Below are 13,900 nucleotides of genomic sequence, written 5' to 3'. Positions count from 1 at the left end.
GTGTGGGCGTCGGAGATGGGGGGACGCACCTGCGCTTCCCATCCCTCTCTCTTCGCGTCCCTCCATCTCTGCAATGTCGAAGCCATCCGGCGCGTTTTCCGATCCGCTACATATCGGGATTCTCTTGGGGCGGAATCACTCGCCCAGGCGGTCGCCTTCCGACAGGGAATAGCCGTTCAGGAAGTCGACAGCATCGAGGCGCTTCCGCCCGGGCTGCTGCAGCGTGACCACCTCCACCGCCCCGGAGCCGCAGGCCACGAGCAGGCGTCCGTCGGCGTCGAGCACCGTGCCGGGGGCTCCCGTGCCCTCCGCCCGCCGCGTGCGGTATAGCTTGAGGCGCGTGTCGTCGTGCAGGGTCCACGCCCCCGGGTAGGGAGACAGCCCACGGACGTGATTGTGCACGGCCTCGGCCGACCTGGGCCACGGGACCGTGCCGTCGTCGTCGTGGATCTTGGGGGCCGGCGTGGCCGCGTCGTCGTCCTGCGGGCGCGTCTCAACGGTGCCCTCGTCGATCTGACGGACCGTCGCCACCACCGCCTCGGCCCCGAGCTCAGCCATTCGGTCGTGCACCTCCCCGGCGGTCTCGGCAGGCCCAATCGACATCTTCTTCTGCAGGATAACATCGCCCGTGTCCACAGACGGCTCCAGAAAGAAGGTCGTAACGCCGGTCTCACTCTCGCCCTGCATGATGGCGTGGTTGATGGGCGCGGCGCCGCGGTACTTCGGCAGCAACGACCCGTGCAGGTTGAAGGCCCCCTCGCGGGCCGCCGTGAAGACCTCGGGCGGAAGAATCTTGTAGGCCACCACCGCGATGACGTCGGGCGCCAGCGCCGACACCTCAGCGGCAAAGTCCGGATCGGTCACGTCTTCCGGCTGGAGAATGCGGTCGATGCCCGCCGCCTCCGCCGCGGACTTTACCGGGGTTGGCGTCACCTCTTGCCCACGCCCCCGCGGCCGATCGGGCCCGGTGGCCACGGCTTCGGGGCTGTACCCGGCGTCAACGAGGGCCGTAAGCGAGGGCACCGCGAATTCCGGCGTGCCCATAAAAAGGACTCTCATGTTTGCGTTGGACCGTTGGTGCGTTTGACAATGAAATGGGCACGGGAAAAGGGATCAGACATCGGTCAGGGGCAGAACGTTCAACGTTCCAACGTTCACCCTTCAACGCCTTTGAACAGCCCCTGCACAAACCCCTTGCGGTCAAACACCTGCAGGTCGTCGATCTCTTCCCCCACCCCGATGTACTTGACCGGCACCTGAAACTGGTGCGAGACCCCGATCACAATCCCTCCCTTCGCCGTTCCGTCGAGCTTGGTCAGCGCCAGGTCCGTTACGTCTACGCTGTCGATGAACTCCTCGGCCTGTCGGAGGGCATTTTGTCCGGTCGACGCGTCGAGCACGAGCAGCACCTCGTGGGGCGCGTCCGGAATTTTGCGTCCCATCACCCGCTTCATCTTGGCGAGCTCGTCCATGAGCCCGCCCTTCGTGTGGAGCCGCCCCGCCGTGTCGACGATGGCCACGTCCGCGCCCCGTGCCTCGGCGGCCTCAATCGTGTCGTACGCCACCGCCGCCGGGTCCGCGCCATGGGCCTGCTTGATGAGGGGCACCTCCGCCCGGTCGGCCCACACCTCCAACTGCTCGATGGCGGCCGCCCGGAAGGTGTCCCCCGCCCCCATCAGCACACTCTTGCCCGCCCGGCGATATTTGTGGGCCATCTTGCCGATGGTGGTCGTCTTGCCCACCCCATTCACGCCCACCACCATGATGACATGGGGCTGGTTGGGGAGTGGCGCGGTGAAGTCGGCCGGACGCTCCTCGGCTCCCTCCAGCATGAGCTTCGCAATTTCGTCCCGGATCAGTCCGTCCAGCTCTTGGGCCGACACGTACTGGTCCCGCTCCACCCGAGCCTTAATGTGGTCGATGATGTCGAGCGTGGTGTCCACCCCCACGTCGCTGGTGATCAGGACCTCTTCGAGCTCATCGAGCACCTCGGCGTCGATCGTGTCTTTGCCCCGCACCATGCGGTCGAGCTTGCCAAAGAAGCTGTCGCGGGTCTTGTCGAGCCCCTCCTCCAGCTTTTCCTGCTCATCGTCGTCGTTCCAGTTCGTAAACGTGTCGAGAAAGCCCATGGTGTGCGAGACAAATCCAAAAAAAGCACGGCGATCCGTCGTCCGTTAGGGTCCCTGCGGAACAGAATCGGGCGCCGCCCCCTCGGCGTTCCGCGTGGCCTGCAGATAGCGGACAACGTACAGAAGAAACGAGAAGACGAACAGGCCGGTCGCCATCCAGAGGCAGACCCGAAGGACCGGCGGGTCGGCCTTTAGGATGACGCTCAGGATTGTGAGGGCCAGCCAGAGCGAGGCCGCCTTGCCGGCCCAGGCGCTCATCACGATCTGGCCCGAGCGCCGCGCAATCGCCATCCCGCCGAGCAGGATCGCGACGTCCCGGCCCACCACGAGCCCAAAGAACCAGAGCGGGAGGTGCGGCTCCGCGGGCCGAAAAGTGAGGGCCGTGACCGTCATGACGGCCGCAAACTTGTCGGCCACCGGGTCAATCACCTTCCCCCACTCCGACACGGTGCGGGTCCACCGCGCGATGCGCCCGTCAAACCAGTCGGTGAGGATGACGAGGAGGACGAGCCCGAGCAGCCAGCCCAGGGGCCCGTCCCGCCACAGGAGAACGGTGATGGGCACCACCAGTCCCAACCGACTCAGGCTGAGCACATTTGCGGCCGTCCAGAAGCGGCCCAGGGTTGGGAGTGACGGCACAAGCGACATGGAATCTGCCTAATTCCTCAAGAAGATTGGGGAATGTGCTACGAGGACTCGCGACGGGTGGTCTGCAAAAGCCCCTCCCTCCCCGGCCTCGCCCCGTGAATCCACGGGGATTTTGTGGGGTGGGCCCAACCGCCTTCTCCAATGTACCCATCTCTTCCGGACATCAAAGCGGGCTCCTTCGCCGTTTCCTGATTTTCCTCTGTCCGTGTGGGAACGAGTCGGGAAAATCGCAACCTCGAATGAGCGACTACTCCCGCCGCTGGATGGGGATCTGGATCGTGTCCGAGTAGACCCCTCCCACAAAGCCATGCCCACCCTCCACATTCGTGAAGGTGTCCGGACGAGCAATGTCGTTGAGCGACGCGTCCTGCCAATCCGGCCAGTCCGGTCCGCCCGCAGTCACGGCCACCTGGGCACGCGGCTGGACGAACTGAGACCGACCGGCACACCCCTCCCCCGCGAGGGTTCCAACGCGGAGGTCCGCCCCATAATACACGGAAATCCGGTATAGATTGACGCTCGTTCTGTACTCGGCGTCGCCATAGTGGTCGACCTGTCTGAAGGCCCCCTCGATCGGATAGCGCACCTGCACGGCCGCAAGGGACTCGACGGCACTGGCCCGAAGGGTGAACGTGTTCTCCGACTCCACGAGCTCGCGGGATCGGGTGAGGCAAGGAAGCAGAAACGGCTCGTCGTCCGTCGAGCTGGGCTCGTGCCGGAGGGTTGGGGGACGGGCCGGCGTCGTCGTGGTCGCCGTCGTTACGGGGTCCCCATCCACACGCACCGATACGCGATACCGCGTGTCGGGCTGGATGGGATGAGCCGTCTTGAGGTTGTGAAACCGGGCAGATCCCTCTCCGATGGCCTCAAAGGAGTCGGCGAGCGTCACCTGCGTTCCGGTCTCCAAGTTCTCGAGAAGAACGGTTGCGGCAAAGGCCTGCTGACTTCTCACCTGGGTTGCGTCTCCCAGCGGGTCTACCCGAATCACCTGCGTGTCGGCGGCCACGTTCAGGGTGCCGAACAGTGAGAATCGATACTGGTCGGACGGGTTGAGCACCGACACGGCGGGATCACACCCCCCCAGCATCAGGATGGCCGCGAGGACGGCCACGGCTCCTAGCACGAAAAAGGGCCGGAATGGGGAGACGGGCGGTCGCATCGAACGAAACGGAACCTCGGCAAACGACTGGAGAACGCCTGCACCTGCGTCACTGAGTGTCAGTCCTGTTACTGGATGTCAACCTGAAGGGACAGGTACGGGATGAGGGGAAGCTGGTCGACTCGGTCGAGCGTAGAGAGGTCAATGTAGAACACATTGGACCGGTTGTACGCGTTCATGGCCCCTGCCTCCACCGACAGGTCCACATCGGGTCCCAGGTCAAACGAGCGCCCCAGCGACACGTCGAGCCGGTGATAGCTCGGCAGGCGTGCACGGTATGGACGGTCGAAGAGGGCGCGCGGCACCCCCACAGCATCGGAGGGGGTGTCTCGAAGGCCCCGCACCTCAAGGAGCGTATCGTACCCGTACACCTGCGTGAACGGGCGTCCGGATCCGTACTGCCACCGCACGGAGGCCGTGCCCCAGCCCGCCTCCAGGGACGTGACGATGCCGACCTTGTGCCGCCGGTCGTGAGGGGGCGAGTATTCCACGACAGGATCGCCGACCCAGGCCCCGAGCTGGTCCCTTGAGGCCCGATACTGAACCCGCCCGTACCCGTACGTCACGTCAACCCGGAACGGCTCCCGGTCGTATTGCAGCGACAGGTCCACTCCGTACCCGGTGCCGTCTGCCCGCACCAGGTTGGTGTTAAATCGGACGAGGGGCGTCCACCGTGGTACGGGAAGATCCTGAAATCGTCGGTACCACCCTTCGGCCGAAAGGCGAATGTCGGACAGAATCTGTTGCTCCCACCCGAGCAGGGCATGGTCGGCGCGAAGGGGGCGGTTCTCAAACGGGCTGGGGGTCCAGGCCCGAAACGTGGACCCGACATCCCGCTCGTCGGTCACGGTGGTCGGGATCTGCTGATACACCCCGAGGGCCGCAGTGAGCGTCGCCGACCGGCCGGACCACGGCTGGTACGACACCTGCACGCGGGGATCGAAGGACACCCCGCCCCAATCGAAGAGCGACTGCGCCCCAACACTCGGGTTCACCATGAGCGATTCATTCACCTTCCATTCGACGTCCCCGTACAGTGACGCACTGAGCAAAAAGTCGTCCTCGCTGGTGAACCCCAAGAACGGCTCCTCCAGCCCGAATCCGTAGTCGTCGACCTGTACCTTCCCGCCCCACCGCAGCGCGCCGTCCCAGGGGGCCGGTTGGGTCAAGTCAAACTTTGTCCGGACCTTCCACGTGCCCGCGGTCCGGACCGTCCCGTCGGGCGACTGTACTCGGTTGTTGAAGTGCGTCGTCCCAAAACTGAGGTGCAGCGTCTGGGCGGACTGGGTGCTAAACAAGAGACATTCCCCCCCAACGGAGGTGTTGTCCCACCGGAAAGAGGCCTCGTTGTCGGGATCGATGCGTCCCCGATCGTAGGTGCGCACGCCAGCAAATGAACACTGGCTGGAGGCACCCTGGGTGTGCACCTTCGCGGTCACGTCGTAGAACTTGTAGGGCGCGTCCTGTCCCAGGAGGGTAGGCCCCGCCTGCTCAATAAGGGAGTGCCGGGCATGCACCAAAAAGGATTTTTGGCCGCGTTGCAGGGGGCCCTCCAGGTGCGCGGAGGCCAAAAACGGACCGGTCCCCACACTGCCCTGATACTGCTTCGTGTTGCCCGGACGAAGTTGAACGTCCATGACCGACGAGATGCGCCCAGTGTGCTCCGCACCAAACCCGCCCGCGTGAAAATTGGTGCTCGACACGAGCCGGCCCGGAAAGGCCGAGTAGAACCCGATGATGTGGAAGGGCTTGTAGATCGGGATGCCGTCCACGAGGACAAGGTTCTGAGACGGGGTCCCGCCCCGGACATACAGACGCCCGCCTCGATCCCCAGTCGTTGCCACCTCGGGGAGGGACCGCAGGTAGGAGGCAAGGTCACTTCCCGGCCCTGGGGTGGGGATGTTCTCCACGTCGGCAGGCTGGATCTTGCGGAGCCCTACCTCAGCATCCTCGACCCCTTCCCCCCCTTCGACCGTCACCTCATCCATCTGGCGGGGCGCCGCCGCCAGCTCCACCGAGAGCGTCCGACGGGCCCCCGGAGCAAGCCGGAGCGTGTCGCGGTAGGGCCGGTAGCCGACAAAGCTAATCCGAAGCCGATAACGGCCGGGACGGATCCGCGAGAGCTGATAAAAGCCCCGGTCGCCGGCGACCCCCGCCGCCTCAATCTCGCCCGACATTCGACGAACCACCACGTTTGCTCCCTGCAGGGGCCGGCCTCCCTCCTCACTCCGCACGAACCCACGCAGGACGGCCTCCTCCGCATCCGGCTGCGCCAACGCGGCCGCCGGCCCTATCGAGACGACGTACACGACCACCAGAAGCCCCCAGCCCCACACTCTCCAGCGCCTGGAGAACGGCCCTCGATGGTGATAAGCCCCGAACAAATGCATCCGCAGCATTCAACTCTACACAGGTGTGGTGCGTCCAGCCCAGGCGGAGAACCTCCGGCTCCGTCGCCGAATACATTCCCTGCTGATCACCGCTCTCCGTCGATCTCTCGGTCGTTCCGCGCGGGCCGGTCGGTGCCGGCACCAGGCCCGCAGCTCGCGATCGCACGTGCACTTCCCGCCCTGGACACGCCTGAATACCGGCGGGGGTGCCGCGGTCAATCCCTCTGCGATGGGCGTCCCCCCGACGAATCGTCTACGTCTTCTTCCAGCCGCGTCAGCAACCGGCGGATGGGCGCACGCGCCTCGTGGGAGACGGAGAAGCCTTCTCCCCCGACCGTCCCGCTGACTTCGTTCACGCCTCCGATGGTAGACAGCTGCTCGCTCGTTACCTCCACACGCGCAAACGTGCCGCTTCGAATGGTGGACGTTCGGTTCACCGAGCGGTTCTGAGGGTCTTTCCAGGTAAGGGTTTCCGTCCCAATGGTCAGGCTCACGCCCCGCCCCTCAAGCTGAACAGGCTGCGTGCCCTCCTTGATGAAGCGGAGGGCGTAGGATCGGGGCACGCAGTCCTGGCTAGCGCACGTCCCCACAACCTGCATGTAGAACCGATTTCCCGTCTCGAGGCCCTGCGTCATCTCAATTCCGGACAACGGCATTTGGCGCGTCTTGTAGGTCGTTTGGCCGGACGACGCGTCCTGGGTGATCTGAACGGGCGGAGAGGAGCTGCCGCACCCAGCGATCAAAAACACAAGAACAAAGACAAACCAGCCTTTTTGGGCATGAACGTTCATGTCAACCATTAGCCCTACTATTGTTACGCAAAATCGATTCTCCAGAAGGGGGGTCCTACGGCCTACAGTTCCGTGACGATGGTGCGGCGACGGACCTCTCAAAGGCCTTCCGGTCGCGGGGACACCGACGTGCGCGTCCTCACAGGGATGGACGGGCGTGCTCTCCTCCCCAAACAGAGAAGCCGACCGCCCCGACCGGGACAATCGGCTCCCCATATCTGGCAGAACGGTGCAAGGGCAACCCCCAAGGATTGCTAGTTGGACCCGGTAGACTCCACCGTAATCTCCACCTGATCGGTCACAGGACTTCCGCTGAGTGTGTACGGCGTGTCGTTTCCGGGGAAGTCAAGTGTCTCATCGCCCGTGGTTTCCTCGTGCGGCATGGCGACCAGGGTCACAGCGCTTTCTCCGCTGTAGTCTTTGTTCAAGTACACCTGTACGTCATTGCTAACCCCACGCCCTTCGACGTACTCTGAGCTTCCTACGACAGGCCCACCAGCAGAGCCTTCGTGAAGGACGATGTATCCACCTGCCTCCGGGAAGTAGGACCCATCGACCGTCAGGGAGTCCGTGTCCGTGACGGACGTGTCCGCCAGCGTGCGGTCCGTGAAGTCCACCAGAGCTGTCGGCGGGAAGAGCGGCTCGTTGAGCTTGTGGATCACACCGTTCGTCGCCGGAATGTTGGCCTGCGAGACCTTGTCGCCGTTCACAGTAACCTCTGGCCCCAGTACCGTCTCCCTGGTTACCGGCAGGTCGCTCGCCGTGAGGCTATCGCCCTGGATGGCGTGGTATTTTAGAAGCTGCGCACGGACGCTCGAATCGGTGTCCTCATCGTCGTCCACGGCCTGCGTGGGCGTGCCGCCGATGGCTCCTGCCTGTTCAACTTCGTCGTCCCCGTCGATGTCGGCCGCAAATGCGGCGGTAGACGGCGCGAACAATGTGAAGGACGGCCCCTCCTGACCGAGAAACTCCGCAATGCCGGAGGAGGCGGCCAGATTCGTCAGGGTTGAGAAGGCCCCGAAGCGCCCGATCTGGCCGCTGATGCTGTCGGTCACCGCCGCCGAAACATCAATCGTCTCGGCGTTGATGTCGTCGTTGCTCGCGTCCACCTGAATCGAGTTGGTGCTCGCGCTCATGCCCGCCGTGGTGGCAATGGGGTCGCCCGGCCCGTACACGACCGTGATGAATTCGCCGCCACGACTCTGCCATTCGTAGGTCTGATCGGAACTTGCCGACGTGGGAAGGTCCGACGACCCGTTCACCGTCCAGGTGTAGTCTTTGTCGACGGTGTACCCCTGCATGTAGTAGTCCACCGTATCGGGGACATTCACCACGTTTGCGTCGGAGAATGACCCGGTAGCTGCGTCTCCAGCTGAACTGCTCTGGGTGATGATGTATCGATTTGCGTTCTCCGGGCTCGCCTGCTGCGAGCTCTGATCACAGCCCGCAAGCACCAGCGCAGCGGTCGCACAAAGCAAAAGAAGTGTGTGATATCGATTTCTCATAAGTCCCGTAACTGATTCGGAGTGTCTCACGATGTAGATGACGTAGCAGAACTGCAGGAAAGGTCCCTCCGAACAAGAGCCCGGAGGGACGTGTGACAGGCGTCACCTAGTCGGAACTGTATGCGTTGCCCGACGGGGGACCGTCCACATCCCAGGCAACCCGGCAGTCCTCGTCCTCCTTCTGCGCACCGCCCTCAGAACCGCCAGAGCCCTGAAAGTCTCCACTGCACTTGTTGGCAGCCTCGGTGTAGTTTTGACCGTTCAGGTTGGCCTCCGACGCCGGGTACGGCACGCGGAGCGGGGCGTAGGAGTCGAACCCACCGGCCACACCGCCTGTGGGAGCACCAAGCACGCCTTTAAAGTCGAAGCGTCGCCAGGTGGACCACCCCTGAATGTTGTGCATGTAGAAGGAGATGTAGCGCTGCTCCCCGATCACCTGTTTCGGATCCGACCCGAAGTCGTTCTGCACCTGAGAGACGTAATTCTGCGTTGCGCTGCTCGACCCCGAGATGTCGGCGTCCGTCTGGTTCCCATAGAAGTTAACGGATGCCTCGATCGCGTCGGCGATCAGTTCCTGCGGGGTGCCAGAGATGATGCCCTCGTCGGCGGCCCAGGCCTTCGTCAGCAGCACCTCATCGTAGTACATCATCGGGGCGAATGAGTCTCCCTCACTGCTGGGACCATTCGGGAACCAGGCCTCTGGCCGTGAGAACCCACAGGTCGAATTGTCACCATACAGTCCCTGAGCATCCCCCTGCTCAAGTGCAAACGGAAACCCTTCGTACTCGCCACTTCCATCCTCACAGGGACGCCCGGAGTTCGACGTCTGCTCGAAGTACGCGTCCAGGCGGGGATCCGCCGCACCGTACTTCGTCTCCATGAAGTCGATAAAGCGTGCCGACCCGTCAAAGTCGTCTCGGAAGTCGACCTCCCGGTTCTCGTAGTAAGTATTTCGGTGAGTTGCGCTCGTGCTGAACTGGAAGTACACGTTGTCGGCGTTGCTGGTGAGCGGCTCCCCATTTACGTTCGGGTCCATGGCGTTCGAGATGATGGCGTCCGGTCCTTGAAGGTCTCCCCAATCCGCATCAAGATCGTAACCACGCAGGGCGATCCGCATCTTCAGACCGTTGGCAAACTTCTGCCACATCGCCATACTGCCCCCGTTCACTAGATCCCCAGACGGCCCTGCCGCTTCCGTGTCGATCTGATCCAGCGCTGAATTCAAGCTGTCCACGAGCGCCGGGTAGATGTTCGCCTGGGCCGTGTAGGCAGGCGACTGGTTTTCGCGCTGCTGGAGGGCCTCGGCAAAGGGAATGTCCCCGTACGCGTCAGTCAGAATCTGGAAGGCCCACGTCTGCATGATCGTGGCAACCGCCTGGAAATTACCCTGATTCTGAACCGTGCCCGGCCGCTCCTTCGCAATCTGCTTGGCCGTCTTGAGGTCGGTCAGCCGGGTATAAAAGCCTTCCCACGGGTAGTCCACCGGAGAGTAACGGCTCTCCGACGGGTAGAAGTTCTGGGTCGTGTACTGCGCCCACACGTTGGAGCGGCGCATCATGTTGGTCCCGGCGTACACCTCGCCCGCCATGTAACGCTGGGCATTGGCGAGGAGGTTATTGGGGTTGGCAGACGTGGCCTCGTTGGGGTTGTCGTTGTAGCTCGTGAGGCTGTCGCAGCCCCCCAAGGCCAGGAGGACCGAAAGCCCGCCGGCAACGAGTAGTGTCAGTGTAGCGTGGCGTCTCATAGTAGGGAGTCAATCAACTGTTGGGGAAATGATTGCAGGTCCTGTAGCCCGTTCTCGCCCCCGACAGGCCGCACCGGGGGCGAGGAACAGCAGCCCAGCGCTTAGAAGCTCAGGTTCACGCGGAAGGTGTACTGACGCTGGGGCGGAATCTGAGCCGACTCGACGCCCTGAACGTTTCCGGCCCCAAGGGTCACCGAGGGGTCGATGTTGGGCGCCTCCTTGTAAAGGAACATCAGGTTGCTCCCGGTGAGGGAGACACTGGCCCGCTGGAGCGCAAAGTCGTTAAACCAGCGCTGCGGGAGGCTGTAGGTGATCGCCAGCTCCTGCAGCTTGGCGTGCGTCGCGTCGTAGATGAACTGATCGCCTCCGCCCGCAGAGAACCAATTCTTCCAGTAGCTCGCCGCCGGAATGCGGCCCTCGGCCTCGCCGAAGTCCGTGCCCTCGACGTCGTAGTTGCCATTCTCGTTCGGGGTGCCATCATCCACCACGACGCCTTCAGGGATGACACCGGTTTCACGCTGATTGTCGGCGACTGTCGACCCCACAAGCCCGCTGTAGGTCCCGAACTTGTTGGAGAGGGAGTACACGTCTCCGCCCACTTGCCCGTCGACGACGGCACTGACCGTAACTCCCTGGTAGGATAGCGTAGTCGAGAGCCCCCCGGTCCAGTCCGGCTGGAAGTTCCCCACGACCTGCGGGCTGGATGTTGTGCGCGGAACGCCATTTCGCCGAAAGACCACATCGCCGTTCGCGTCACGACGTAGGGACGGCTGCACCATCGCACCATAGGCTTCGCCTTCCCGGGCCTGAATCGTTGGGCCGAAGATCACTCCTCCCGCGGTCAGATTGTAGGTGTCCAGTCCCTCGGCCAGGTCGACGACCTTGTTCACGTTCTTATTGAAGTTGGCCGTCACGTCCCACTGCAGATCCTCCTGCAGAACCGGAGTCACCGTCAGGCTCGCCTCCAGCCCTCGGTTCGACACCTCCCCGGCGTTAATCAGGGACGACCCGATGCCGGAGGCGCCCGACACGTCCACCGCAAGGATCTGGTCCTTCGTCACGTCGCGGTAGTAGGTCGTGCTCAGGTTGACTCGCTCGTTAAAGAAGCGCAGGTCCGCACCGAACTCGATCCCCGTCGTCCGTTCCGGCTTCAGGTCCGGATTGTTAGCCGACCGCTGCACGTTCTGGAGGGCTTGCCCCTGGAAAGGAGTGCTGCCCGGGTACGTCACGCCGAGACGATACGGATCGGTGTCCTGCCCGACGCGCGCCCAGCTCGCCCGCACCTTTCCAAACGACAGGATTTCCTGGTCCTGAAGGGCGTCTAGGCCCGTGAAGATAAAGTTTCCCGAGATCGATGGGTACAGGTACGAGTTGTTGTCGGCCGGGAGCGTGGACGACCAGTCGTTTCGGAGCGTCCCCTCCAGGAACACGATGTCCTGATAGCCCAGGCTAACAAGCCCGTATGTACTGTAGACCATACTCTCTCGAAACGTCTCTTCCACGTCGGGTCGGCCGACGGAATTTTGAAGCGTGAACACGTTCGGCGCGGCGAGCCCGTTCTGGGTCGAGCCCAAGTTTTGCTCGTAGGTCTCGTACCGCACCTTTCCGGCCACGAAAGAGGTCAGGTCCACCTGATCCGTCAGGGACCGCGAGTAGTCAAACCGGAGCGAGGAACTCGTTTCCTGCTCTTCGATCACGTCCTCACTGAAGGATCCCGGAGCCCCCGTAGAGATGTCGGAGCGGCGGTCGCTAAACCGATGCGTCCGAAAGTCGGTGGTGACCGTAGCCGTTCCGGTCAGGTTCGGCACGATGTCGTAGGCCACCTCGGCCTTTCCGAGCAGGCGCTGTTCGTCATCCTGCTGGAAGTTCGCGTACCGGTTCACGTACGGGTTGTCGGTGTACTGGAACTGAGTGACCGGTCCCTGCGCCCCCGAGACACCAGCGTAGTTCCAGCCGCGCTGTTGGCCATTCGTGCGCTGGTAGTCGCGCATGTAGCTGTCGGCCCCGTAGTCGAGCTGTCGCTGCGTAAAGGTGTTGAAGGCAGCGAAGGGATTTTCCTCGAACCCATAGCCCATTCCGGACCGCGCCTTCACGTCCTGATAGCTGTACTTCGCGAAGGTCGTCGCCTGGAGATCATCGCTCAGGTCGACCGACCCGTTGAAGTTGACCTGGTATCGGTCCATCGAGCCGTTCGGCATCACACTGCCCTGATTGCGACTGGTGAGTCCCAGCCGGTAGTTGAGCGACTCGGTCTGCTGCGACAGGGCAACGTTGTTGGTAAACACCGCGCCGGTGTCCATGAAATCCTTCACCGCGTCCGGATGAGCCTCCCAAGGCGTCGCCTGCCCCTTCAGCCCGTTCACGTCATCCCAGCTGTACCATTGCCGGACCGGGCGCCCGTCGAGGCGGGGCCCCCAGGACTCATCCACGGCGTACTGCGCGACGTACTGATCGTCGCCCGACTTCTTGAAGTCGCCATCCAGGGTCGAGAACGTGGAGCTCGGCGCGCCGCCGCCGTACTTGTTCTGGTAGTCTACGAACTCGTACGCCTGACTCATGCTGACGCTGGAGGAGAAGGAGACCCCAATCTCATCGTCGAGGTTGGACCCGTCCTTCGTCGTAATCTGAATGACCCCGTTCGCGCCTCGAGACCCGTACAGTGCGGCGGCGGAAGGACCCTTCAGAACCGAGACCGACTTGATGTTGCCCGGATCCAACCGTGAGGCGGCGTTTCCAAAGTCAAACCCACCGTTTCCCTCAACGGTCCCCCCTCCGCTCTGGCGCGACTGGTTGGAGACCACGATGCCGTCAATCACGATCAGCGGCTGGTTGTCGCCACTGATCGAACTGTAGCCGCGCAGGACGATGTTCGAGGACCCGCCCATCGTGCTGGACGACCGGATGTTCGCCCCCGAGACCTTTCCGCGGAGGGAGTTGACGAAGTTGGCATTGTCCGTGGCGTCGAGGTCTGCCCCGTCTACCTGCTGCACAGACGACGAGACGGCGCGCTCCTCGCGCTCCACGCCTAGGGCCGTCACCACGACATCCTCGAGGCCAACCGCCTGGGGCGCCAAGCGGACATTGACAGTCGTCGTTTCGCCGGCCTCCACCTCCACCGGGATGCTCTTTCGGGTGTACCCGACGAAGGACGCCTGAAGGACCTGCTCCCCCGCCGGGACGCCGGAGATCTCAAACTGCCCGTTCGGCCCGGTGGCGGCCCCAATGTTGAGGTCCTGAACCGTCACGTTGACGCCCGGGAGGGTTTCGGAGGTGGTGCTATCGACAACGGTGCCCGCAACGGTACCGGTGTCTTGGGCCAGCACAGTTGCCGGAAGCAACAGCAACAGACCTGCAAGCACAGATAGTAGCTTTCGAAACATAAGTTGGCTTGGGGATGGATGAATAACGGAGTGCGCGAGGGTTGATCGGAGGCGGCAGGGAGAGAAAATGGCTCTCTCCTGAACTCTTCTAGGCCAGCTTTATCCGGGCCAGTCTTCTCCTGAGGAAGGATGTCCGCCGCTTTCAGACGAAGTT

Annotated in this window: 9 protein-coding genes; all 9 read right to left on the bottom strand. The window is 63.2% G+C overall.

All coding sequences use genetic code 11. The features are described from left to right. Window positions 1-135 precede the first annotated feature (135 nt). The 9 genes from fmt to B7R93_RS09815 all read right to left on the bottom strand — a co-directional run bounded on the left by fmt (window position 136) and on the right by B7R93_RS09815 (window position 13,746). Entirely contained in the window at window positions 136-1,059 is a 924-nt protein-coding gene (fmt, locus tag B7R93_RS09855) for a methionyl-tRNA formyltransferase (protein WP_103020578.1), read from the bottom strand. Window positions 1,060-1,154: 95 nt separating this feature from the next. Then, on the bottom strand, window positions 1,155-2,129 hold the full coding sequence (gene ftsY, locus B7R93_RS09850; protein ID WP_103020577.1) for a signal recognition particle-docking protein FtsY: 975 nt from the start codon (window positions 2,127-2,129) through the stop codon (window positions 1,155-1,157). 45 nt (window positions 2,130-2,174) lie between these two features. Continuing rightward, window positions 2,175-2,777: a CDP-alcohol phosphatidyltransferase family protein gene (locus B7R93_RS09845; RefSeq protein WP_103020576.1), complete on the bottom strand. Its 603-nt coding sequence runs from the start codon at window positions 2,775-2,777 to the stop codon at window positions 2,175-2,177. A gap of 247 nt (window positions 2,778-3,024) precedes the next feature. Next, the gene (locus B7R93_RS09840) at window positions 3,025-3,900 is read right to left on the bottom strand and encodes a hypothetical protein (protein ID WP_232798278.1); all 876 of its coding nucleotides are present in this window, start codon (window positions 3,898-3,900) and stop codon (window positions 3,025-3,027) included. Window positions 3,901-4,004: 104 nt separating this feature from the next. Continuing rightward, entirely contained in the window at window positions 4,005-6,272 is a 2,268-nt protein-coding gene (locus B7R93_RS09835) for a TonB-dependent receptor (RefSeq protein WP_232798277.1), read from the bottom strand. A 269-nt stretch (window positions 6,273-6,541) separates the two neighbouring features. After that, a complete protein-coding gene (locus B7R93_RS09830; RefSeq protein WP_158666499.1) occupies window positions 6,542-7,117 on the bottom strand; it encodes a hypothetical protein in 576 nt (191 codons plus the stop codon). A gap of 254 nt (window positions 7,118-7,371) precedes the next feature. Continuing rightward, complete coding sequence (locus tag B7R93_RS09825) at window positions 7,372-8,622, bottom strand: fasciclin domain-containing protein (RefSeq protein ID WP_103020572.1); 1,251 nt, start codon at window positions 8,620-8,622, stop codon at window positions 7,372-7,374. A 106-nt stretch (window positions 8,623-8,728) separates the two neighbouring features. Next, the gene (locus B7R93_RS09820; RefSeq protein WP_103020571.1) at window positions 8,729-10,366 is read right to left on the bottom strand and encodes a SusD/RagB family nutrient-binding outer membrane lipoprotein; all 1,638 of its coding nucleotides are present in this window, start codon (window positions 10,364-10,366) and stop codon (window positions 8,729-8,731) included. 101 nt (window positions 10,367-10,467) lie between these two features. Beyond that, the gene (locus B7R93_RS09815; RefSeq protein WP_103020570.1) at window positions 10,468-13,746 is read right to left on the bottom strand and encodes a SusC/RagA family TonB-linked outer membrane protein; all 3,279 of its coding nucleotides are present in this window, start codon (window positions 13,744-13,746) and stop codon (window positions 10,468-10,470) included. Window positions 13,747-13,900 lie beyond the last annotated feature (154 nt).

The sequence above is a fragment of the Salinibacter altiplanensis genome (assembly GCF_002894645.1).
GTDB classification, from domain to species: domain Bacteria; phylum Bacteroidota; class Rhodothermia; order Rhodothermales; family Salinibacteraceae; genus Salinibacter; species Salinibacter altiplanensis.
The sequence above is the reverse complement of the archived record's forward strand: the minus strand, read 5'-3'. Positions and strand labels throughout refer to the sequence as shown.

Excerpts from the sequence above, each read along its gene's own strand:
- B7R93_RS09820 (WP_103020571.1), bottom strand. The coding sequence starts at position 10,366 with ATGAGACGCCACGCTACACTGACACTACTCGTTGCCGGCGGGCTTTCG.
- B7R93_RS09830 (WP_158666499.1), bottom strand. The coding sequence starts at position 7,117 with ATGAACGTTCATGCCCAAAAAGGCTGGTTTGTCTTTGTTCTTGTGTTT.
- B7R93_RS09825 (WP_103020572.1), bottom strand. The coding sequence starts at position 8,622 with ATGAGAAATCGATATCACACACTTCTTTTGCTTTGTGCGACCGCTGCG.
- B7R93_RS09815 (WP_103020570.1), bottom strand. The coding sequence starts at position 13,746 with ATGTTTCGAAAGCTACTATCTGTGCTTGCAGGTCTGTTGCTGTTGCTT.
- ftsY (WP_103020577.1), bottom strand. The coding sequence starts at position 2,129 with ATGGGCTTTCTCGACACGTTTACGAACTGGAACGACGACGATGAGCAG.
- fmt (WP_103020578.1), bottom strand. The coding sequence starts at position 1,059 with ATGAGAGTCCTTTTTATGGGCACGCCGGAATTCGCGGTGCCCTCGCTT.
- B7R93_RS09845 (WP_103020576.1), bottom strand. The coding sequence starts at position 2,777 with ATGTCGCTTGTGCCGTCACTCCCAACCCTGGGCCGCTTCTGGACGGCC.